Source organism: Amycolatopsis solani (assembly GCF_033441515.1).
Lineage (GTDB): Bacteria > Actinomycetota > Actinomycetes > Mycobacteriales > Pseudonocardiaceae > Amycolatopsis > Amycolatopsis solani.
The window spans coordinates 2,679,929-2,700,736 of sequence record NZ_JAWQJT010000001.1 but is presented as its reverse complement, the minus strand read 5'-3'; the positions used below and the strand labels follow the sequence as shown (position 1 = coordinate 2,700,736).

The 20,808-nt window shown below is 70.1% G+C and carries 21 protein-coding genes and 1 riboswitch; of the genes, 7 read left to right on the top strand and 14 right to left on the bottom strand.

All coding sequences use genetic code 11. The features are described 5' to 3' along the window. Positions 1-121: 121 nt before the first annotated feature. From SD460_RS13325 to typA, 3 genes are all read right to left on the bottom strand, one after another. The gene (locus SD460_RS13325; protein WP_290056918.1) at positions 122-1,933 is read right to left on the bottom strand and encodes an ABC transporter family substrate-binding protein; all 1,812 of its coding nucleotides are present in this window, start codon (positions 1,931-1,933) and stop codon (positions 122-124) included. 290 nt (positions 1,934-2,223) lie between these two features. After that, on the bottom strand, positions 2,224-3,960 hold the full coding sequence (locus SD460_RS13320) for an ABC transporter family substrate-binding protein (RefSeq protein ID WP_290056944.1): 1,737 nt from the start codon (positions 3,958-3,960) through the stop codon (positions 2,224-2,226). Positions 3,961-4,285: 325 nt separating this feature from the next. Next, positions 4,286-6,211 (bottom strand): translational GTPase TypA, encoded by a 1,926-nt coding sequence (typA, locus tag SD460_RS13315; RefSeq protein WP_290056919.1) that lies wholly within the window; start codon positions 6,209-6,211, stop codon positions 4,286-4,288. Positions 6,212-6,402: 191 nt separating this feature from the next. Here typA and SD460_RS13310 point away from each other — a divergent pair, with 191 nt between their 5' ends. Continuing rightward, positions 6,403-6,555, top strand: a complete 153-nt coding sequence (locus SD460_RS13310; protein ID WP_169734962.1) for a hypothetical protein — start codon at positions 6,403-6,405, stop codon at positions 6,553-6,555. Here SD460_RS13310 and SD460_RS13305 read toward each other — a convergent pair. Continuing rightward, positions 6,552-6,851, bottom strand: a complete 300-nt coding sequence (locus SD460_RS13305; RefSeq protein WP_086859227.1) for a YciI family protein — start codon at positions 6,849-6,851, stop codon at positions 6,552-6,554. The genes SD460_RS13310 and SD460_RS13305 overlap by 4 nt on opposite strands. 183 nt (positions 6,852-7,034) lie before the next feature. On the opposite strand from SD460_RS13305, the gene trpS reads away from it, so the two are divergent. Further along, the gene (gene trpS, locus SD460_RS13300) at positions 7,035-8,000 is read left to right on the top strand and encodes a tryptophan--tRNA ligase (RefSeq protein WP_290056921.1); all 966 of its coding nucleotides are present in this window, start codon (positions 7,035-7,037) and stop codon (positions 7,998-8,000) included. Here the strand turns inward: trpS and SD460_RS13295 are convergent. The 3 genes from SD460_RS13295 to SD460_RS13285 all read right to left on the bottom strand — a co-directional run bounded on the left by SD460_RS13295 (position 7,993) and on the right by SD460_RS13285 (position 10,487). Continuing rightward, positions 7,993-8,382 (bottom strand): NUDIX domain-containing protein, encoded by a 390-nt coding sequence (locus SD460_RS13295; protein WP_290056923.1) that lies wholly within the window; start codon positions 8,380-8,382, stop codon positions 7,993-7,995. The genes trpS and SD460_RS13295 overlap by 8 nt on opposite strands. Positions 8,383-8,457: 75 nt before the next feature. Further along, positions 8,458-9,774 (bottom strand): sensor histidine kinase, encoded by a 1,317-nt coding sequence (locus tag SD460_RS13290; RefSeq protein WP_318306200.1) that lies wholly within the window; start codon positions 9,772-9,774, stop codon positions 8,458-8,460. Further along, complete coding sequence (locus SD460_RS13285) at positions 9,771-10,487, bottom strand: response regulator transcription factor (protein WP_290056925.1); 717 nt, start codon at positions 10,485-10,487, stop codon at positions 9,771-9,773. Before SD460_RS13285 ends, SD460_RS13290 begins: the two co-directional genes overlap by 4 nt. A 147-nt stretch (positions 10,488-10,634) precedes the next feature. On the opposite strand from SD460_RS13285, the gene SD460_RS13280 reads away from it, so the two are divergent. From SD460_RS13280 to SD460_RS13270, 3 genes are read left to right on the top strand one after another with little or no spacing between them, the layout of a single operon-like run. Next, positions 10,635-11,726, top strand: a complete 1,092-nt coding sequence (locus SD460_RS13280; RefSeq protein WP_290056927.1) for a LolA family protein — start codon at positions 10,635-10,637, stop codon at positions 11,724-11,726. After that, entirely contained in the window at positions 11,723-12,697 is a 975-nt protein-coding gene (locus SD460_RS13275; protein WP_318306199.1) for an ABC transporter ATP-binding protein, read from the top strand. Before SD460_RS13280 ends, SD460_RS13275 begins: the two co-directional genes overlap by 4 nt. Next, positions 12,694-13,572, top strand: a complete 879-nt coding sequence (locus tag SD460_RS13270; RefSeq protein WP_290056928.1) for an ABC transporter permease — start codon at positions 12,694-12,696, stop codon at positions 13,570-13,572. The genes SD460_RS13275 and SD460_RS13270 overlap by 4 nt, the downstream gene beginning before the upstream one ends. On the opposite strand, the gene SD460_RS13265 is transcribed toward SD460_RS13270, so the two are convergent. From SD460_RS13265 to SD460_RS13255, 3 genes are read right to left on the bottom strand one after another with little or no spacing between them, the layout of a single operon-like run. After that, entirely contained in the window at positions 13,542-14,579 is a 1,038-nt protein-coding gene (locus tag SD460_RS13265; protein ID WP_290056930.1) for an ABC transporter ATP-binding protein, read from the bottom strand. The genes SD460_RS13270 and SD460_RS13265 overlap by 31 nt on opposite strands. Further along, positions 14,579-16,204, bottom strand: coding sequence for an ABC transporter permease (locus SD460_RS13260; protein WP_438860628.1), 1,626 nt, complete (start codon positions 16,202-16,204; stop codon positions 14,579-14,581). Before SD460_RS13260 ends, SD460_RS13265 begins: the two co-directional genes overlap by 1 nt. Next, positions 16,183-17,232 (bottom strand): thiamine ABC transporter substrate-binding protein, encoded by a 1,050-nt coding sequence (locus SD460_RS13255; protein ID WP_290056931.1) that lies wholly within the window; start codon positions 17,230-17,232, stop codon positions 16,183-16,185. Before SD460_RS13255 ends, SD460_RS13260 begins: the two co-directional genes overlap by 22 nt. A 22-nt stretch (positions 17,233-17,254) precedes the next feature. Next, positions 17,255-17,362, bottom strand: a riboswitch (TPP riboswitch). Between the two features lie 32 nt (positions 17,363-17,394). Between SD460_RS13255 and SD460_RS13250 the strand changes: the two genes are divergently transcribed. Both SD460_RS13250 and SD460_RS13245 read left to right on the top strand, forming a co-directional pair. Further along, entirely contained in the window at positions 17,395-17,679 is a 285-nt protein-coding gene (locus SD460_RS13250) for a 4a-hydroxytetrahydrobiopterin dehydratase (protein ID WP_290056933.1), read from the top strand. Positions 17,680-17,753: 74 nt separating this feature from the next. Further along, positions 17,754-17,882, top strand: a complete 129-nt coding sequence (locus SD460_RS13245) for a hypothetical protein (protein WP_290056934.1) — start codon at positions 17,754-17,756, stop codon at positions 17,880-17,882. 316 nt (positions 17,883-18,198) lie between these two features. Here the strand turns inward: SD460_RS13245 and SD460_RS13240 are convergent, their stop codons facing one another. The 4 genes from SD460_RS13240 to SD460_RS13225 all read right to left on the bottom strand — a co-directional run bounded on the left by SD460_RS13240 (position 18,199) and on the right by SD460_RS13225 (position 20,800). Next, positions 18,199-19,218 carry a ParA family protein gene (locus SD460_RS13240; RefSeq protein WP_290056935.1) on the bottom strand — a complete coding sequence of 340 codons (1,020 nt, stop codon included), beginning with the start codon at positions 19,216-19,218 and terminating at the stop codon, positions 18,199-18,201. A 189-nt stretch (positions 19,219-19,407) separates the two neighbouring features. Next, positions 19,408-19,743 carry a hypothetical protein gene (locus SD460_RS13235; RefSeq protein ID WP_290056936.1) on the bottom strand — a complete coding sequence of 112 codons (336 nt, stop codon included), beginning with the start codon at positions 19,741-19,743 and terminating at the stop codon, positions 19,408-19,410. Further along, entirely contained in the window at positions 19,743-20,210 is a 468-nt protein-coding gene (locus SD460_RS13230; RefSeq protein WP_290056937.1) for a hypothetical protein, read from the bottom strand. The genes SD460_RS13235 and SD460_RS13230 overlap by 1 nt, the downstream gene beginning before the upstream one ends. Then, positions 20,207-20,800 carry an ArsR family transcriptional regulator gene (locus tag SD460_RS13225; protein ID WP_290056938.1) on the bottom strand — a complete coding sequence of 198 codons (594 nt, stop codon included), beginning with the start codon at positions 20,798-20,800 and terminating at the stop codon, positions 20,207-20,209. Before SD460_RS13225 ends, SD460_RS13230 begins: the two co-directional genes overlap by 4 nt. Positions 20,801-20,808: the final 8 nt, after the last annotated feature.

The window sequence follows — 20,808 nt, the reverse complement described above, 5'->3', positions numbered from 1 at the left end:
TAGTGGCGGTAACCCTACGGTCAACAGCTACTTCCGGTGGGTACCGGGGCCCGGCTTTTGGCCGAACCCCGGTACCTCCCAGGTCATCTGGAGCGAGGGGAAAGAAGAGGCGGGACGAGCCCTACTTCTTCTGCTCCCACTCGCCGACGTTCCACAGCACACCGTCGTACGACTGCATGTAGACGCGGTCGATGCCCTTGAACGCCCACATGCTCGGCGTCTGGAACAGCGGCAGGGTCGCGTAGTCGTCCGCGATGGCCTTGTCGGCCTCCTGGTACTTCTGCAGCTTGACCTGCTCGTCGGTCGCCTTCACCGCGGCGTTGTAGGCGTCGTCGATCTTCGGGTCGCACAGCGACTGGTAGTTCTGCTCGCCACCCTTGTCCGGGCAGACGTAGATCGACTTCGACTCCGCCTTGAACGGCTGGGCGGACCAGCCGAACAGCGCGACGTCGTAGTCACCGGTCGAGACGCGGCCACCCTTGAGGAAGTTGGCGTCGGTCTCGTCCTTGACCTCGATGCCGGCCAGCTTGGCCTGCGAGATGATGATCTCGACGGTCTGGCTGCGGCGCGCGTTCTGGTTGTGCGTGATCTTGAACGAAGCGCGCTGGCCGTTCTTGGCGAAGATGCCGTCGCCGCCCTTGACCCAGCCGGCGTCGGTCAGCGTCTTGGCCGCCGCGTCGGCGCCCAGGCCCGCCTTGCTGCTGTACAGGTCGGTGTAACCCTCTTCACCCTGGAAGAAGACGACGCTGTTCAGCGGCTCCGCGTCCGCCTGGACCTCCTTGAGCAGCTTGTCCGTGATCTCCTTGCGGTTGACCGACTCGAGGAACGCCTTGCGGAGGTCCTTGTCGGCGAACATGCGCTTGAAGTTCAGGTCGAGGTGCTCGTAGGTCAGCTGCGAGGCCGAACCGTAGGTCACGCCCTGGGCCGCGAGGCCCTTCATCGTCTGGGCCGCGGTGGCGTCCGGCTGGGTCGACGCCGCGACGTCGATCTCACCGTTCTGCAGCGCGGTCGCCATCGCCTTGGTGTCTTCCATGGCGCGGATGATGATCTTCGACGGGCCACCCTTGCCGCCGACCCAGGTCGGGTTCTTCTCGAGGGTGACGGCCTTCTGGTTGGCGTCGAACGCGGTGATCTTGTACGGGCCCGACGACGGCATGATGTCCGCCTTGAAGCCCTTCCACTCGTTCGACCAGAAGTCACCGGCGGCCTTGATCTGCGCCGGGTCGCCGGTCGGGGCCAGCTTCGTGATGTCCGCGATGCCGGTCTTGGCCTCGAGGATGTGCGCGGGCATGATCGCCGGCGCGTTGAAGAGGCCCTTGTAGTCGAGGTAGGGCTCGCTGTAGTCGGTGACGAAGGTCAGGTTGTCCTTGCACGTCGCCGTCTTGATCAGCGAGTACCCGGTGGTCGAGGCCGAGTTGAACGGGTTCTTGCCGTCCGGGCCCTTCGCCAGGCCGCTCTGCGACAGCCACGCCAGGTACAGGTCCTTGCAGTCGTACGCCTGACCGTCCGACCACTTGACGTTCGGCTTGATCTTGTAGGTGACCTGCTGCGGGTCCTTCTGCGTGACGTCCCACGACTCGAAGACGTCGTTGTTCAGCAGCACCTTGTTGTTGCCGTCGAGCTTCAACGTACCGGAGAGCACCGCGGTCAGGACGTAGTTGTTGTACGAGCTGTTGGTGTCCGGGGTCTGGTTGTTGTACCCCGAGTACCCGTCGTCGATACCGATCGTGACCGTACCGTCGTACCCCGGGGTGTCCGCGAGCTTGAACAGGTCACCGGTCTCGGCCTTGCCGGCAGCCATCGACTTGACGTCGGTCGACGATCCGTTCTGATCGGTGTTGCCCGAGCCCGAATCACCACCGCTGCAGGCGCTCAGCAGCAGCGAAGCGCCGGCGACGAGCGACAAAGCGGAGACTGCTTTGGATCTCCTCATGAAGTGTGCCCTCCTAGCACTGAACCCTTGAATATCGGGACAAGGGCCCACACCGCTCCGGTTTGGATGGGCCGGAGCCTACGACACGCCAAGCGACACTCAACTGGCGCACTGCGGGAGCACGCTAGAAAGGAAAAGCACCGACAGTCACCAGTTCAGGGTCGATCGTGACCAAAGGGTGACTTCCAGTGGACATCCAGAAATACGACGGTTACCTCACGGATTCACAGCCGCCCACTCGAAGGCGTCGGTCAAGATCACCCAGTAGTACTGAATGCGTAGTCGAACGATTACTTCGGGCCGCGAGTCCAGTTCACCGCGGACCCGAATGGGCCCACCATGGGGGGACCTGGCGTGACGCCCGAGATGCCCGATCCGATGGCGAGGGTGTCAGCCAATTGGAACAGCGGGACCACCACGTTCTGCCGCCAAAGTTCAGGCTCAAGAGTGGTGAGCGCTTCGGTGATCGGGGTCGATCCGGAGAGCGCCGCGTCGATCGACGGCTGCAGCGCGGTGTCGCAGAACCCGGCCGAATTGCCCGGAACGACGGGTTTGGCCGGATCGGCGCCGGTGACCGTCTGCTCGGGGCGGCAGCCGAAGCTCGACGCGAGCACCGAGGCCGGGTCGCCGCCGACCGCCTGCGGCACGACCGCGATGTCGATCCCGACGTTGCCCGCCGAGTCGCCGGTCGGCTGCTGGACGCCGTTGACGACCGGCATCGCGAGCAGCCCGCCGAACAGGTCGCGCGGCTGCGGGGTGATCGCGTTGACCTCGATCCCCTGCGCGACGAGCTGGGCGGTGAGCTCCTTGGCGATCGAGGCGTACGGCTCCTGGGTGCCCGGCGAGGCGATCACGAGCGAGAGCGCCTTGCCGTTCTTGCGCCAGGTGCCCGCCGTCTTGGCGTAGCCCGCGGCCTTCAGCGACTCCTCGGCCTTGGCGACGTCGGGCGCGGTCGGCGGGCCGGGCGGGATGGTCGCCGCGTACCCGGCCTCCGACGGCGCCTTCACCTGGGCATCGGCGTGCAGCGTCGACGACGGGCCGCCGGCGACGCCTTCGGTGATGAGCTTGTTCCGGTCGAGGAACGCGGCCACCCCGGCGCGGACCTGGGCGTCGTGCAGGGTCGCGCTGACCGGGCGCAGCAGCACGCCGGCCACGACCGGCCGGGCCACCGTGTGCAGCCGCACGGCCGAACCCAGCTCGCCGAGCCGTTTGAGCTCGTCGCCGGTGGTCCTGGCCAGCGCGAACTGGTCGTTGCCGCTCTGCAGCGCGGCCAGCAGGGTGTTCTGGTCCGACCGGCGCAGCACGATCCGGTCGATCGCCGCGGGCTTCTCCCAGTAGCGCTCGTTGCGCTCGAGGATGACCTCGCCGCGGGCGGTGTCGATGCTCTTGATCGAGAACGGACCGGCGATGGCCGGGAAGTTCGCCGCGAGCGCCCCGCGCCAGCCGTCGGGCGCGTCCTTGAGCAGGTGGGCGGGCAGCAGGCCGGAGAACAGCCCCTGCCAGCCGGGGTAGGGCTTGGCGAAGGTGACCTCGACGCGCTTGCCGCCCTCGCGGGACTGCAGGTCGGTGATCTGCCGGTAGCCGGCCGGCTCGACCACGCCGGGCTGGTCGCGCATCTGCGTCCGCAGGTAGTCGAAGTCCTCGGCCGCGATCGGCGCGCCGTCGGACCAGGACGCGTCCGGCCGGACCTCGTAGGCGACCACGAACGGCTGCTGCGAGACCACCTCGGCGGACTTCATGAGGCTCTTGTCGAGCTGGGTGCTGCCGTCGTCCTTCTGGCGGAACACCGAGGGCAGCAGCAGCTGCGACAGCGCCGACGTCACCTGGGACGAGTCCGCGAGGTTGTGCGGGTTGTACCCGCCGAGGACGTCGTCGACGCCGACGACGATCTGCGAGGGCGTCTTGCCGGTGGTCGACACCGGGGCGACCGAAGAGGACACCACCGGCGGTGGCGGGGTGTTGGAGCACGCGGTGAGCAGCACGGCCGCGAGTGCCAGTACCGGCACTCCCTTGCGATTCACCCGCACGCCCCGTTCCTCCCAGATTCCGCCGATCGGGTCAGCCATGCTCCCACGGCCGCCTTCGCGGCCGAAACCGAGATTCCCATACCCGGATCGGCCGGGCCCACCGCCCCTTGGTGCCGCTATGGGAAAAGGACGCGCGGAACACCGTCCGGGTTCCCGGACCGTTCCGGAACGGCGGAACACGACGGCGGCCCCATAAAGATATAAGGAGAAGCACACCGCATTCGGTGACAGCCCGTCCGGCGCTTTTCCACCCGGCGTAGCGGAGGCGACACGAAAAAGCCTCCCGGCGGCGGGCGCCGGGAGGCTTTTCGCGGTCTCGAGGGGATCAGCCGTTGTCGCGGCTCTTGGCGCGCGAACGCTCCTTCGCGCGGGTGTTGACGTCCAGGGTGACCTTGCGGACCCGGACGACCTCCGGCGCGACCTCGACGCACTCGTCGACGGAGCAGAACTCCAGCGCCTCTTCCAGGCCCATCTTGCGCGGGCGGGCCAGCGTCTCCATCACGTCGGCGGAGGACTGACGCATGTTCGTCAGCTTCTTCTCCTTGGTGATGTTGATGTCGAGGTCCTCGAAGCGCGGGTTCTCGCCCACGACCATGCCCTCGTACACCTCGGCGCCCGGCTCGACGAAGAAGGTGCCGCGGTCGGCCAGCTGGATCATCGCGTACGCGGTGACCGGGCCGGTGCGGTCGGCGACCAAGGAGCCGCTGTGCCGGGTGCGGATCTCGCCCGCCCACGGGAAGTAGCCCTCGAACACGTGGTTCGCGATGCCGGTGCCGCGGGTCTCGGTCAGGAAGTCGGTGCGGAAGCTGATCAGGCCGCGCGACGGGAGCACGTACTCCAGCTTGATCCGGCCGGTGCCGTTGCCGCTCATGTCCTCCATGCGGCCCTTGCGGGCGGCCAGGAGCTGGGTGATCGCGCCGAGGTGCTCTTCCGGCGAGTCGATGTAGAGGCGCTCGAACGGCTCGTGCAGCTTGCCGTCGATCGTGCGCAGGACCACCTGCGGCTTGCCGACGGTCAGCTCGAAGCCCTCGCGGCGCATCTGCTCGACGAGGATGGCCAGCGCCAGCTCGCCACGACCCTGGACCTCCCAGGTGTCGGGGCGCTCGGTCGGCAGCACGCGGATGCTGACGTTACCGATCAGCTCCTGGTCGAGGCGGGCCTTGACCAGCCGCGCGGTGACCTTGTCGCCGCCGTTGCGCCCCGCCAGCGGCGAGGTGTTGACGCCGATGGTCATCGAGATCGCGGGCTCGTCGACCGTGATCCGGGGCAGCGCCACCGGGTTGTCGGAGTCGGCGAGGGTGTCGCCGATGGTGATGTCCGGGATGCCCGCGATGGCGACCAGCTCGCCGGCGCTGGCCTCGGTCGCCGGGACGCGGGTGAGCGCCTCGGTGACCAGCAGCTCGGAGATCCGGACGTTCTGGACGTTGCCGTCTTCGCGCATCCAGGCCACGGTCTGGCCCTTGCGCAGCTTGCCGGCGTGGATGCGGATCAGCGCGATGCGGCCGAGGAAGTTCGACGCGTCGAGGTTGGTGACCAGCGCCTGCAGCGGCGCGTCGAGGTCGGCGGCGGGCGGCGGCACGTGGCGCAGCAGCGTGTCGAACAGCGGGTCGAGGTTCTCGCTCTCGGGGACCTCGCCGTCGGCGGGCTGCTCCAGGCTCGCCTTGCCGGCGCGCGCGGAGGCGTAGACGACCGGGAGGTCGAGGATCGCGTCGTGGTCGGCGTCCTCGATGTCGCTGGCCAGCTCGAGCAGCAGGTCGTGAGTCTCCTCGACGACCTCGGCGATCCGGGCGTCCGGGCGGTCGGTCTTGTTGACCAGCAGGATCACCGGCAGGCCGGCCTCGAGCGTCTTACGCAGTACGAAACGGGTCTGCGGGAGCGGTCCCTCGGACGCGTCGACCAGCAGCACGACGCCGTCGACCATGGCCAGGCCGCGCTCGACCTCGCCGCCGAAGTCGGCGTGGCCGGGGGTGTCGATGACGTTGATCGTCACCTGGCCCTCGGGGGTCTGGCGGTGGATCGAGGTGTTCTTCGCGAGGATGGTGATGCCCTTTTCCCGCTCGAGCTCACCGGAGTCCATCACGCGGTCGACGACCTCGGCCCGCTCCGCGAAGGCGCCGGACTGGCGCAGCATCGCGTCCACGAGGGTGGTCTTGCCGTGGTCGACGTGGGCTACGATCGCGACATTGCGCAGGTCGGGCCGGGTCTTACCGGTCGGCCGGCCGGTTTCGACGGTAGCGCTGGCTGCGGGCACGCGAAGACTCCTGAACTTCAAGGGGTGGGTGGCCGCGCAAGCCGTCAGGCATCCCGTGACCGGCTCTGGTCACACGCGGACCTCACCAAGGATACCTTCCGCGCGTTTGTGAGCAGGCCCACGCCCCCGGTCGGTTAGCCTCACCTAACGTGGATACCCGGTAGCGTCGCCGATCCGGAAGGTGCGTGCGCGTGGGCAAGAAGCAGCCGGACGACCCCCGGAAGGTCGTCCGCAAGCTGATGAAGGCCGGCAAGGTCAAGAAGAAGTGCTGCCGGTCGAAGCCGCGCTGCAAGAAGTGCCCGGTGCTGGCGCTGAAGAAGGCGAAGCAGGATCTGGCCGCCTAGTGCGGTACCGCTTCGTTGAGCAAGCGCAGCTCCGGAGCGGTCTTCGTCGGCGAGAACTCGATGACCTCGTACTGCGCGAGGTGCTGCACGCAGAACGGGTCGGACGCCAGGATGGCGTCGAGCTTCCCGCGGTTCAGCGGACGCGTGATGATGACACCTCCGACGCGGGGATTCCGCCGCCCGGACGCGAGGAAGTGGCCGTGTTCGTACTGCTTGTTCAGCCATTCCTGGTGGTCCGGGAGCGCGAGGTCGATCTGCTCGATCGGGGCCGTGTAGTTCAGCAGGACGACATACATGGTTAGACGGTAGACCCGCAAGCCCCTTCCCGCCTATGCTCGCCGCATGCACGCGCAGACGTCCAGCTGGTGGCCGCCCTCGGCGGCCGTCTAGTCCTGCGCTGATCACCAGCGGCCGCCCCGGACGGGCGGCCTTTTTTTCGTGCCTTCTCCGGGGTGGCCCCCGCCCCGAAAGGAAGACACGTGAGCAAGCTGTCCGGGATCACGCCGTCCGGTCACGTCCACCTCGGCAACTACCTCGGCGCGGTCCGCCGCTGGGCCCGTGAAGGCGGCGAGGACGACCTGTACTTCGTCGCCGACCTGCACGGCATGACGACCCCGCACAACCCGCCGAAACTCCGATCACTGGCGAGGGAGCAGCTGGCCGTGCTGATCGCCGCTGGCATCGATCCGGAGCGGGTGTTCGTCCAGTCCGACCTGGCCCGCGAGCTGGGCGCGCTGACCTGGGTCCTGGAGTGCACCTGCAACTACGGCGAGGCCGCGCGGATGATCCAGTTCAAGGAGAAGTCGAAGGGGCGAGCCGGCGTGCGGCTGTCGCTGCTGACCTACCCCGCGCTGATGGCCGCGGACATCCTGCTCCAGGGCGCGGACGAGGTCCCGGTCGGCGAGGACCAGCGGCAGCACGTCGAGCTGACGCGGACACTGGCCAAGCGCTTCAACAGCACGTACGGCGAGGTCTTCACCATCCCGGAGGCCGTCCTCCCGCCGGCGGGCGCGCGGGTGAAGGACCTCACCGACCCGGCGCGCAAGATGTCGAAGTCGACGCGCGACGCGGCCGGCGTGGTGTTCGCGCTGGACGAGCCGGACCAGATCCGCCGCAAGATCCGCCGCGCGGTCACCGACGGCGGTTCGGTGCCGGTGCACGCCCCGGAGACCCGGCCGGGGATGGCGAACCTGCTGGAGGTCCTGGCCGCCTGCCGGGGCGGGTCGCCGTCGGACCTGGCCGGGGAGTTCACGACGTACGGCGCGGTCAAGGACGCCGTCGCGGACGCGGTGATCGAGGAGCTGCGCCCGCTGCGTGAACGAGCGTTAACGCTGCTCGACGACGTCGCGGAGCTGGACCGGGTCCGCAAGGCGGGCGCCGAGCGCGCCCGGGAGCGCGGCTCCCACCGGCTCGACGCGGCCCTGCGGATGATCGGGGCTAACTGAGCAGCGCGCGCAGGTCCGGGAGCAGGAGGCGGTCGGCGGGCAGCCAGTCGACGTCGTCGAGGTCGTCGAGCCCGAGCCAGCGCACGGCTCGGTGCTCGACCGCCCGCGGCTCCTCACCGGGCGAAACGAGCGAAGCGGCGTAGATGCGGAGCACCTTCCCGCCCGGCAGCGGCACGTCGTCCCCGACGCGCGCGCCGACCTCGATGACGACGTCGAGCTCCTCGCTGCACTCGCGGGCGAGCGCGAAGGCGTCCGACTCGCCGGGTTCGACCCCGCCGCCCGGCAGCTCCCACTGTCCCGCGTGGTCGGCGGGCCAGGCGCGCTGCTGGGCGAGCAGCTTCCCGTCACGCACGAGGGCGGCACCCACGATCACACCGTTCACAGCCCCGGAATCTACCCGGAAGCCCCAGCGCCCCCGGTCGTGAGTGTTCAGTCGGGTTCTAACCCGACTGAACACTCACGACCCCGGACCGGCCGCGCGCCAGACCACCACGAACCGGGCGCCGCCGTCCGGGGACTCCCCCACCTGCACCCGTCCGCCGCGGCGCCGGACCGTCTCCGCCACCATCGCCAGCCCGAGCCCGGTTCCGCCCGACGAGCGGGCCCGGTCGTCGGCGATCCGGTAGAACCGGTCGAACACCTTCTCGCGGTGCTCCGGCGCGATGCCGGGGCCGTCGTCGTCGACGACCACCCGGACCGTCGAGCGGGACGCCAGCACCGACACCACGATCTCGCCGCGCGCGTAGCGGCAGGCGTTGCGCAGCAGGTTGTCCAGCACCAGCTCCACCTCGGCGTGCGCGGCCGACGCCCAGGCCTGCGCCACCGCCGTGCTCACCCGCGCCTCCGGCGCCCCCGTGGGAAGCCGGGCCACGGCGGACCGCACCTCGCTCACCAGCTCGACGGGTGAAGCCGGCGGCACCTCGCCCGCGTCCGAGCGCGCCAGCGACAACAGCCCGTCCAGCAGCGACGACAGCCGCTCGGCCTCGGTGAGGATGTCCGACAGCGTCTCCTGGGACAGCTCCGGATCCGGGTTCGTGACGGCGACCTCGGCCTGCACCCGGATCGACGCGACCGGCGAGCGCAGCTCGTGCGCCGCGTCGCCGGTGAACCGCCGCAGGCGCTCGGCCGCCTGCTCCTGCCGCTCCAGCAGCGCGTTGAACTCCTCCGCCAGCGCGCGCAGCTCGTCGTGGGAGTCCGGCAGCGCCAGGCGCGCACCCGGCGGCAGCGCCCGCACCGAACCCCGCATGCGCGCGACCGGCCGCAGGGACAGGCGCACCACCAGCCACGTCGCGAAGCCCGCGACCAGCGCGCCGACCGACGCGACGACGACCAGCCACACCCCGCCGTAGTGCACCGCGGCCGAGAACCCGACCAGGCCCGCGCCGGCCACGACCAGCCGTTGCGCCCCGTCCGGCGCGCTGACGACGGTGCCGAGGTACCGCGCGCCGTCGCGCTGGACCGGCTGCCCGGCCTTCAGCGTCGAGATGTCGTACAACGTAAGGCCGGTCGGGGTGCCGCCGTCCACCGGCGCGCCCGCGGTGTCCAGCACGCGCAGCGTCACCGGCGCCGCGCCGGACAGCGGGCGCCCGGCGCTCACTTCGGCGCCGGCCGGACCGAGCGCGCTCGAGAGCTCGCGGTCGACCGAGCCGATGAGCAGCGGCGACAGGTTCGACGCGGCCAGCGCCGCCAGCCCGAGCAGGCAGACCAGGGTGATCGTCGCGGCCAGCAGGGTGATCCGCACTTGCAGGGACCGGCCCCGCCACCACCCGATCACGGGGTGATGACCTCGTCGAGCTCCGCGTCCGAGGCCAGGTAGCCGTGCCCGCGCACGGTCCGCAGCAACGCGCCGGCGCCGACCGCGTCCAACTTACGTCGTACGTATCCGACGTAGACCTCGACGAGGTTGCGCGTCACGGCCTGCTCCTCACCCCAGACCGCGCGCAGCAGCTCGTCCTTCGTGACGACCGTGCCCGCGCGCCCGACGAGCACTTCGAGCAGCGCGAACTCGCGCGGGCTCAGCCCGACCTCCTCGCCGTTCCAGTGCACCTGCCGCAGCCCGCGGTCGACGGCCAGCGCGCCGAGCCGCAGCGTGCCGCGGCTCGCGTCGGGACCGGCTCGGCGCAGCGTCGCGCGCACCTGCGCGACCAGCACGACGAAGGAGAACGGCTTGACGAGGTAGCCGTCGGCACCGAGGTCGAGGCCGTCGGCCTGGTCGATCTCGCCGTCCTTGGCCGACACGAGCAGCACCGGCGTCGTGACGCCGTCCTTGCGCAGCCGCTCCAGCACGCGGTAGCCGGACAGGCCCGGCAGCATGATGTCGAGCAGGATGACGTCGAAGGAGCCCGTGCTCGCCAGCTGCAGCCCGGTGGGCCCGTCCGCGGCGGTGACCACGTCCATGTCCTCCGCGCGCAGCCCGCGTTGCAGCGCCTTTCGCACGCCCGGTTCGTCGTCGACCACCAGCACCCGAGGTTTCACGAGGTTCATCATGACCGGTTCGCGCAGGTCGTGCGGCGGCTCTCAGCACGATCTCAGCCGGGGAGGGAGAACCTTCAGGGGTATCTCAGCCTCGAGAGGGAAGCGTCGTGGCCAGGGAACCGGGCACACTCGGCCCGGGAACACCACAGGGAGAGACGCATGAAACCGAAGACGAAGGGCATCACCGCCGCGGTCGTCGGCACCGCGCTCGGCGCCGGCGGGCTCGCGTTCGTCGCGATGCCGGCCAGTGCGGACGACAAGCCGGCGCTGCCGCAGGTGAGCGCCGAGGACCTGGTCCAGTCGGTGGTCAAGGCGAAGCCGGGCGCGTTCGACGGCACGGTGAAGGTGAGCAACGACCTGGGCCTGCCCGCGGTGGGGAACGCGGTGCCGGGCGCGTCGGCGCTCACCATGGATTCGGCGCACATCTTCAGCGACGGCGCCGGCAAGAGCCGGCTCGCGGTCACGCAGGGGGCCAGCCAGGAGACCGTGGTCCACGACGGCACGACCGTCTGGGACTACAGCTCCAAGACGAACACCGCGACCAAGGTGACCATCCCGGCCGACGTCGCCAAGCAGAAGGGCGCGGGCAGCGACAAGACCGCCGACCCGATCGCCGCGAGCACCGAGCTGCTCGCGAAGGTCCGGGAGAGCAGCACGGTGTCGGTCGACGGCACCGCGACCGTCGCCGACCGGCCCGCCTACGAGCTGGTCCTGACGCCGAAGCCGACCGAGCGGACGCTGCTGCGCGAGATCCGCGTCGCGGTCGACTCGCAGACGCGGATGCCGCTGCGGGTGTCGGTGCTGAGCAACGGCACGTCGACGCCGGCACTCGAGGTCGCGTTCAGCGAGATCGAGTTCACGCAGCAGCCGGCCGACCTCTTCGCCTTCACCCCGCCGAAGGGCGCGAAGGTGGAAGAGAAGACGCCGGCGATCGACCAGCAGCACAAGGACCTCGCCGAGCAGGCGAAGCAGGACGTCAAGGTCGTCGGCGACGGGTGGGACACCGTCGTCACCGGCAAGGTCCCGGCCGACGCGCTGAACGCGGCGCCGAAGGCACAGGGCGACCGCAAGGGCGCGCCCGCCGACCCGAAGGCGCTGCTCGAGCGCTTCGCGAAGAAGGTCAGCGGCACCTGGGGCAGCGGCTACCTCGTCACCACGAAGGTCGGCACCGCGGTGCTGACCGACGACGGCCGGTTCGCCGCCGGCGCGGTGCCGGAGCAGGTCCTCTACGAGGCGCTGGGTCAGAAGTGACCAGCACCGCTGTGGAGTCCGGGGCGGACGTCTCTTCGGAGGCGTCCGCCCCGGCGGTCCCGCTCGCCGCGCGCACCCGGGGGTTGCGCAAGGTGTACGGCAGCACCGTCGCGGTGGACCACGTCGACCTCGACATCCCGCAGGGCGCGGTCGTGGGGATGCTCGGGCCGAACGGCTCGGGCAAGACGACCACCATCCGGATGCTGCTCGGCCTGGTCCGGCCGACCGAGGGCGAGGTCGAGCTGCTCGGCCGCCCGATGCCGGACGCCGCCGCGCACGCGCTGCCGGACGTCGGCGCGCTGGTCGAGGGCCCGGGCTTCCACCCGTTCCTGTCCGGGCGCGACAACCTGCTGCGCTTCGCCGCCGCGGAACCCCGGCTGACGTCGTCGGGGATTCCCCTGGCGGTGGATTCGGCGCTGGAGCGCGTCGGGCTGACCGCCGCCGCGCGACGGCGGTACAAGGGCTATTCGCTCGGCATGAAGCAACGGCTGGGGCTCGCTTCGGCGCTGCTCGTGCCGCGCAAGATGGTCGTGCTCGACGAGCCGACCAACGGCCTCGACCCTGCGGGTACCAGGGAGATCCGCAGGATCGTCGCCGAGCTGCACGCCGAGGGCGTCACCGTGCTGGTGTCGTCGCACCTGCTGGCCGAGGTCGAAGCGACCTGCACGCACGTCGCCGTGCTGCAGAGCGGGAACGTCGTCGCGCAGGGCGAGCTGGCCGAGCTGCTGGAGTCCGGGAACGCGGCCCTGCTGGTCCGCACGCCGGACGCGGACCAGGCGGTGGAAGTGCTGCGGGAGAACCGGATCGGCGCCCGGCTCACGCCGGACGGCGTCCGCGCCGACCTCACGGCGACGGAGGCCCCGCGGGTGCTGCAGGTCCTGGTGGGCGCGGGGGTCGCGGTCCACGAGGCGACGCGGGCGCGCACCGGGCTCGAAGACCTGTTCGCGCGGCTTACGGAGGGGGCGGAATGACCGCGGTTCTCGACGCACCGGCGGCCCGGACGGGCCACGACACGGTGCCGCTGCCCCGGCTGCTGGCCGCGGAACTGCGCTGGATCTTCCGGCGGCCGCGCACCTTGGCCGTGCTCGGCCTGCTGGCGCTGATCCCGGTGGTGATCGGCATCGGCCTGACGCTGGTGGACGACAATCCGCAGACCGGCGGCGGCCCGGACGACGGCGGCGGCGCGCTGCTGGCGTCCGCGGTCAACAACGCGTTCGTCCTCCCGATCGCGGCGATCGTGATGTCGCTGGCGCTGCTGCTGCCCTTGGCTTCGGCGATGGCGGGCGCGGACGCGATCGCGGGCGAGACGGCCCACGGCACGCTGCGCGGCTGGCTGATCGCCCCGGTCGGCCGGGGCCGCCTCCTGGCGGTGAAGGCGTTCGGCGTCGCGACCGTGTCGGTGGTCTCGGTGCTCGCGATGTGCGTCACGGGCGTCGTCACCGGCCTGATCATCAACGGCACGGACTCGCTGTTCACGCTGTCGGGCACGACGCTGTCGCTCGGCGGCGCGCTGGCGCGGATCCTGCTGGTGGCGGGCTGGGTGGTGCTCCAGCTGTGGGCGGTCGGCGCGGTGGCGCTGGCGATCTCCAGCTGGACCGAGCACCCGATGCTGGTGGTGGCGTCCGTCCTGGCGGCGGACATCGTGTTCACCATCCTCGGCTTCCTGTCCTCTTTGGACTGGCTGCACCCGTTCCTGCTGACGCGGAACTGGTCGATGGCGCCGGCGGAGGTGCTGCAGGACCCGATGGGCACGCAGATGCTCGGCGAGGGCGCGTTGCGAGCGGCCTGCTACATCGTCATCGGCCTCTCGCTGGCCTACGCGCGCCTCTCCACCCGCGACGGCTGACTCTCGACCACCGCCAGCCCGTCGGGGTCCAGTGCGAGGTGCACCCGGTCGCCGGCGCGCAGGTCGGACGCCGCGGGCGCGACCGCGTCCACAGTGGACTCCGACAGGCGGACCACCAGGCGCAGGTGTTCGCGGCGGTGCACCGCCGCGGACACCTCGCCCGGCACGCCTTCGGTGGCCGTCCGCAGCGCGTGCGGCCGCAGCCCGAGCCGGACCGGGCCGTCGCCGACGTCCGGCAGCGCCACGTCACCGAGGGACGTGTGCGCCATCCCGCCCGCGACGACGCCGTCCACGAACGTCGTCACGCCGAGGAAACGCGCCACGTCGTCGTCGGCCGGGTTGCGCCACACGCGCCGGACCGCGCCCTCCTGCCGGACCTCCCCGGCGTCGAGCACCGCGACGCGGTCGGCGAGCGTGAAGGCCTCCTCCTGGTCGTGCGTCACCAGCAGGGCCGTGATCTTGCTGCGTCGCAACAACTCCGCGAGGTCGATGGCCAGCTGCTCGCGCAACCCGGCGTCCAAACCGGACAGCGGCTCGTCGAGCAGCAGCAAGCGCGGCTTCGGTGCGAGCGCCCGGGCCAGCGCGACCCGCTGGGCCTGACCGCCGGACAGCTCCGTCACCCGCCGCTTTTCGAAACCGGTCAAGCCGACCAGCGCCAGCAGTTCGGCCACCCGCGGCGCCCACTGCGCGCGGGGTACGCCGTGCATGCGCAGACCGAACGCGATGTTCGCGGCGACGTCGCGGTGGCCGAAGAGCTGGCCGTCCTGGAACACCAGCCCGAACCCGCGCCGGTGCACCGGCACCGCGCCGAGGTCGTCGCCGTCCCAGCTCACCGAGCCGCGGGCGCCCGGCTCGAGCCCGGTGATCGCGCGCAGCAGCGTCGACTTCCCCGAGCCGGACGGGCCGAGCAGCGCCAGCACCTCGCCGTCGGCGATGTCCAGCCGGGCGTCGCGCACCGCGGCGAACGATCCGTAGTGGACGGTCAGGTCCCGCACCGCCAGCGCCATCAGAACTCTCCCACCCGGCCGCGTCCGAGCCGTTCGATCACCGCGACCGCCAGCACCGTCACGAGCATCAGCAGCGCGCACGCGGCGTACGCCATCTGGTTGTTCAGCTCCCCCGGCCGTCCCATCAGCGACGCGATCGCGACCGGCAGCGTCGGCGCCGTCGGCCGGGCCAGGAAGCTGGTCGCGCCGAACTCGCCGAGCGCGACAACGAAACCAAACCCGGCGGCGGCGACCAGCGGGCGCAGCGCCAGCGGCAGGTCGATCTCGCGCCACACCCGCAGCGGACTCGCGCCGAGCGTCGAGGCGGCCTGCCGCAGCCGGACGTCGACCGAGCGCAGCACCGGCAGCACCATCCGCACGATCAGCGGCGTGATCACCAGCGCCTGGGCCAGCGGGACGAGGTAGGGCGACGTCCGCAGGTCGCCGGGCAGCGCGTCGAGCGTGACCAGGTAACCGAAGCCGACGGTCACCGCGGACACGCCCAGCGGCAGCATCAGGACGGCGTCCATCGTCTCGCCGAGGCCGCGCGCGGTCCGGGCGGGCGAGCGGCGCAGCGCCACCAGCACCACGGACGCGAGCACGCCGACCACCATCGCAAGCAGCGTCGCGTCGATCGCCACCTTCAGCGAGTTCACCGCGGCATCCCAGCCGGACACCTGCAGCGCACCCTTTTCCCCGGTGCCACTCAGCGCGCGGTACCCCTCGAGACTCCAGCCGTCCTCTGTGGACACGGACTCGGCGAGCAGCGCGAGGATCGGCGTCAAGAGCATCGCCAGGACGACCCCCGCGGCGCCGACGCTCCACCACTCGCCACCGCGCGGCCGCCGCGCTCCGCCGGCTCCGGTCCTGGCCCCCTCCTTGCGCCGCCGGGCCAGCCCGCCGAGCACCAGCGCGGCGACCACGGCCGCGAACTGGATCAGCGAAAGCGCGGCCGCGCCGGACAGGTCGAGGAGGTCGACCGTCCGCAGGTAGATCTCGGTCTCGAGCGTCCGGTAGCGGGCGCCGCCGAGGATCAGGACGACCCCGAAACTGGTGGCGCAGAACAGGAACACCACGGCCGCGGCGGACGCGATCGCCGGGGCCAGCGCGGGCAACGTCACCGAGCGGAAGGCCCGCCACGGCGACGCGCCGAGCGCGCGGGCGGCGTCGGTCGTCCGCGAATCCAGCCGCGCCCACAGCCCGGCGACCGTGCGCGCGACGACGGCGACGTTGAAGAAGGCGTTGGCCAGCACGATCGGCAGCACGCCGCCGTCCGGCCAGAGCGCGCGGAACGCCAGCCCGACGACGACCGTCGGCAGCACGAACGGAACCAGCACCAGCGTCCGCGCCAGGCCGACGCCCGGCAGTTTCACCCGGGCCAGCAGGAACGCCACCGGGAGCCCGGCGACCACGGCGACCACGGTCGACGCCGCCGCGCTCGCCACGGTGAACCCGGCCAGCTGCCAGGTCCGCGCGTCGCCGAGGACGACGTCGAGGCCGCCCTCGGCGAACCCGCGCCCGACGATCGCCAGCACTGGCCAGGCGAAGAACACCACCAGGAAGCCGATCGGAGCCAGGCCGAGCAATGCCAGGCCGAAACCGCGGGCAGTCCTGGGTGGGGTCACTACTGCACGAGCGTGCGCCATTCGCCGATCCACTTCTCCCGGCCGGCCTGCACCTGGTCCGCCGTCAGCGCTTCCGGCTTCTGCGGCAGCGGCGCGACCTGCGCCCAGCCCGCGGGCAGGTCGACGCCCTGGCGCGCCGGGTAGACGTACATGTTGGCCGCGACGGTCGCCTGGAACTGCTGCGACAGCAGGAAGTCGACCACCTTGCGCGCGCTCTCGGTCTGCTTGCCGCCTGCCAGCACGCCGGCGTACTCCACCTGCCGGTAGCAGGTGTCGAGCAGCGCCTTGGTGCGCGGCTTCCCGTCGTCACCCACCTCGGCGGCGGGCGAAGACGCGTACGAGACGACGATCGGCCGCGGCCCCTTGCCGGAGGAGCCGGAGAACTCCTCGGTGTAGGCCTCTTCCCAGCCGCTGACCACCTTGAGGCCGTTGGCCTTCAGCTTCGTCCAGTAGTCCTTCCAGCCGGCCTCGCCGTACTTCGCGATGGTGCCGAGCAGGAACGCGAGCCCGGGCGACGCGGTGGCCGGGTCCTCGGCGACGAGGAGGTCCTTGTACTTCGGGTCGGCCAGGTCGTCGTAGCTCGCGGGCGCCAGGATCCCCTTGGTGGCGAAGTAGTTCGCGTCGACGTTGACGCAGACGTCCCCGACGTCGACGGCGGACAGCCGGTGCTCGGGATCGACGGCGTAGCGCTGCGGCCCGCGGTCGGCCTCCGGGCTGGTGTAGGGCTCGAAGACGCCTTCCTTGAGCGCGCGCGAGGCGAACGTCGAGTCGACGCCGTACGCGACATCGCCAACCGGGTTGGCCTTGGTGAGCACGAGCTTGTTGGTCAGCGATCCGGCGTCGCCCTGCTTGAGCACGGAGATCTTGATGCCCGACTGCTTCTGGAAGGCGTCGAGCACCTCCTGCGGCGCCAGGAAGGAGTCGTGCGTCACGAGGGTGACGGTGGGCGTCTGCTGCGTGCCACCGTCGCCGTCCGACAGCGAGCACCCCGCGGCGACGACGCTGACCACGGCGACGGCCGTCGCGGCGCGAACAGCCCTGCGTTTCATCTACCCCTCCTGCACTTCGCCGGACGAGGAGGGAAAGCCCTCCCTTCGCCGGCATGATCCGGTCAGGTGCGAACGGTCGCGGGGTGACCCGCCTCTCAGCCCGGCTGACCGGACTCCCGTGGCAACCGTGCAGCGTAGTCCAGGACGGACGACCATGGAGACATGACGGAAATCTTGAGCGACTCCGAGGCCGACGGACGTCTGGGCGCGAACTGGACGCGCACCGGAGCGGTGATCTCCCGCGAGGTGGAGCTGGCTTCGTTCTCCCAGGCGATCGAGGCGGTGGACCGCGTGGCGGTCCTCGCCGAAGCGGCCGACCACCACCCGGACATCGACATCCGCTGGCGCACCGTGACGTTCCGCCTCAGCACGCATTCGGCGGGCGGCCTCACGGCGAAGGACTTCTCCCTGGCGGCCGAGATCGACTCGGTCATCGCCGCCCTGTGATTCTGGTTACGCTGAGTGCACTTTTTCTCGGTTTCGACGTCTCCCAGTAAACGACTTTGCTAGGAGAGGTGGTCATGACCCAGGCGATCGTGGTCGGCACAGCGGCATTCGCGACGATGGTGGCAGCAGCCGGCGGTGTGCTCTGGTTCACCGTCCGGGGCCGCCGTCACCCGGATGCCGGTGAGTTCGATCACAGGCGCTAACGAAGGGCATGATCAGCGCGCTGAGCAGGGCGGAAGCATCGGTTTCGGCCCTAGGAAACGCCATGAACAGCACCGCCGCCCTCACCCCCGCGCAGCGCGCCTGGATCAACGCCCTCGCCCCCGCGGTGGTGCTGATCGCCATCGCACTGATGGGCCTGCTCGGCTGAGCGTGTCCGCGCCGCCGCTCTGATCTCAGCGCGGCGGCGCCTTCAGTCAGTGGACAGCGCACCTGACAGGTCACCTAAGGTCCTGTAGGTGCACACCAGCACGGCAACTCATAGGGCCACATCTGGTCGTCGATCGCCCAGCGTATGTATTACAACTTGTCGACAAGATCGTTCATCGCGGCAACCATGTTAAGCCGGTAGTCTTCTTTAACGGTGACCCGGCGACCAAGTACATTCCGTTTGCCAGACTTGAGCGCATAAAGCGGACAACCGTGCGAGAAGGCCACCACGCCGGTTGTCTGGAAGTCCCGGATACTGATAACGCCATCCTCAACCTCGTCGAACGCGAAGATCTCAGGGTTGCTTGCCAGCAATTTCCGTACATCCAGCTCGATCGTCTCCAAGACCGCAGAGTACGCGGAGGCATCCGTGATGTATTGAGTAAGCCGGTTTTTCGCAATCAGATGCACCTTTGGTAGCACCCTCCCAACTTTCTGCAGTCGCGTGGCGAACGCGTAGGCCAAGTAGATGTCCGACGGAAGCTTGAGACCGTATACCAAGGAGAACGCGTTCTGAATGGCACGACGAGACGAGTCATCGGCCATCACCGGCAGGACAAGCCGGTCGACCGCCGACAGCGCGATCTGCGTGTAGATCGAGAAGCTCGGGTTGCAATCAACAAAGATTGTGTCATAACGACCTTCAAGTCTCCCAAGTAGGTCGCGAAGCCAGTCAACCACCGTCACCCACGCGTCCGTGCCGGGAATCTGCGTGTTCGCAAGCGTGGAAATTGCGTTCGACTGCAACTCGAGGAGCGGATCACCGCAGATCAGGTCGACATTCTCTGGGACATGCTCATTGTACTCGACTGGATGCGTAAGAAAATCATCCGGATTGAAATTGGGAGCCGAATAGGGCGAGGGCAGGCGGAGCTGAAAATAGCCACCGATAGTAGCTCGGATCGTCTCACCCTGCCTAGCCAGCAGACGATCACTTCCTCCATTCGCCAGTCCGCCAAGGAACAACTCCGAAAGATTCGCCTGCGGACAAACATCAATGGCCAGCACTCGCTCCTCGGGGTGAGCGTTGGCGTAGAAGCAGATCGATTGAAAGCACAGGCTGGTCTTGCCGGTGCCCCCCTTGTTATTCCAGTACGCGTACGTAGGCACGGTCAACCTCTCACTCGATGGCGCCGAGTGGCACACGAGGGGACACTAGCACGTCCACGACGGACGCACAGAGGTCCATGACGGACACACTCGAGAGCAGTATCGACCGTCAGCAAGCCCGCGCGCACGAAGCGTCCCTGTCGTTGGTCGAAAGATGGGTGCCGTCAGCTTCTCAGCGCGGCGGCGCCCTCAACGGATCTCCTCCGGCTTGGGGAACCCCGCCGGTGTCTCGCCCGTCGTCGTCCAGTACTCGAGGCAAGAGAGCCGGCCTTCGTCGACGAACACGATGAGCCCGCCGTCCGGCGCGTCGGCCTCGACCGCGACGGATTCCTCCAGTGCCGCCCGCGGGGTCGTTTCGTCCACCGCGAGGTCGATCGTGGGGCAGCCACAACCGCAGCGGCCGGTCACCCGGGCCGTGGCGGCCTGCACCCGCAGCTCGGCCGCGCCGGGGAAGTCCCGGGCGAGCAGGACGTCGAGGGTGGCCCGTTCGTCCGGGGCCAGCGGGCGGGACGACGTGTTCTCCATCAGTAGCGCGGCATGGTGGGAATCGTCTTCTCGGCGACGCCGATGAGGTCGTCGACCTTCGCCACGTCAGCGGTCACGTCCTCGGCGGTCACCGCGGGTGCCTCGGAAGAACGGTAGGCGACTTCGTTGCGCCGGACTCGCATCCGGTTGAAGGGACGCAGAAGCGGCCCCAGCGGCGGATCGAGTTGCGCGAGAACCGCTTCGTAGACGGCGATGTGGCCACCGCGGCTCGTCGCACGCAGGCCTTGGTTCTGCAGGACGGCCGCCAAAGCCCGGCGGGCGCCGTCGTACGCCAGCGTGTAGGCGCCTTCCGGATCCGTGGTCAGCAGCTGCCGCGCGGAAACGACGTGGGTGCGAGCCCTGACGAGCTCCGCTTCCGCAGCCTCCCGCGAAGCCGGCACGTGTTCGAGCGAACCGCGCGCGATGAGCGCGTCGATCGTGGCGCGTCCCTGGTTCCACCGGGTCATCGGGCGGTCTCCTGATCGAGGGGCAACGGGACCAGCGGACGCTCGCGCACGCTGGTGAGGAACGGATCCGCGCTGTCCGCCGCCCACGACGCCGCCGCGATCCGGTGCACGTTGACCTCGCGGCCCAGCCTGCGCGACACGCCCTCGACCAGGTCGAAGAGCGCGTCCGGATCGGGCGAACCGACGACGAGCACGTCGACGTCCCCGGGCGGCGGCCCCGCTTCGCCGCGGTAGCGCGCGGCCCAGGACCCGTAGATGTAGGCCTCGCGCACCCCCGCCAGACCGGCCAAAGCCTCGGCGAGCAGCGGCAGCGGCCCGAAGGTGACCGCGATGACCTCGCTCAACGGCCGGTAGAGCGGGGTGTCCGTGCGGGCTTTGACCAGCCGGCTCCGGCCGACCCGCCGGTCGGCCAGGATGCCGCCCCCGACGAGCCGTTCGACCTCGCGCAGCACCGCCGTCGGCGTGACACCACAGGCCTCGGCGAGCTCGGTGATGGTGTACTCGCGCTCCGGGTGGAGCAGGACCAGCGCCAGCAGCTCACCCTGCATGCGCGAACGCAGCAGCGGCAGCAAGCTCGGTGAAGCTTTCATTGGACGCA

Coding starts and splice junctions, on each gene's coding strand:
- SD460_RS13285 (WP_290056925.1), bottom strand. CDS start 10,487: ATGATGAACCTCGTGAAACCTCGGGTGCTGGTGGTCGACGACGAACCG.
- SD460_RS13270 (WP_290056928.1), top strand. CDS start 12,694: ATGACCGCGGTTCTCGACGCACCGGCGGCCCGGACGGGCCACGACACG.
- SD460_RS13255 (WP_290056931.1), bottom strand. CDS start 17,232: ATGAAACGCAGGGCTGTTCGCGCCGCGACGGCCGTCGCCGTGGTCAGC.
- SD460_RS13235 (WP_290056936.1), bottom strand. CDS start 19,743: ATGGAGAACACGTCGTCCCGCCCGCTGGCCCCGGACGAACGGGCCACC.
- SD460_RS13305 (WP_086859227.1), bottom strand. CDS start 6,851: ATGTATGTCGTCCTGCTGAACTACACGGCCCCGATCGAGCAGATCGAC.
- SD460_RS13325 (WP_290056918.1), bottom strand. CDS start 1,933: ATGAGGAGATCCAAAGCAGTCTCCGCTTTGTCGCTCGTCGCCGGCGCT.
- SD460_RS13230 (WP_290056937.1), bottom strand. CDS start 20,210: ATGACCCGGTGGAACCAGGGACGCGCCACGATCGACGCGCTCATCGCG.
- SD460_RS13245 (WP_290056934.1), top strand. CDS start 17,754: ATGACCCAGGCGATCGTGGTCGGCACAGCGGCATTCGCGACGATGGTG.
- SD460_RS13250 (WP_290056933.1), top strand. CDS start 17,395: ATGACGGAAATCTTGAGCGACTCCGAGGCCGACGGACGTCTGGGCGCG.
- SD460_RS13280 (WP_290056927.1), top strand. CDS start 10,635: ATGAAACCGAAGACGAAGGGCATCACCGCCGCGGTCGTCGGCACCGCG.
- SD460_RS13260 (WP_438860628.1), bottom strand. CDS start 16,204: ATGGCGCACGCTCGTGCAGTAGTGACCCCACCCAGGACTGCCCGCGGT.
- SD460_RS13225 (WP_290056938.1), bottom strand. CDS start 20,800: ATGAAAGCTTCACCGAGCTTGCTGCCGCTGCTGCGTTCGCGCATGCAG.
- SD460_RS13265 (WP_290056930.1), bottom strand. CDS start 14,579: ATGGCGCTGGCGGTGCGGGACCTGACCGTCCACTACGGATCGTTCGCC.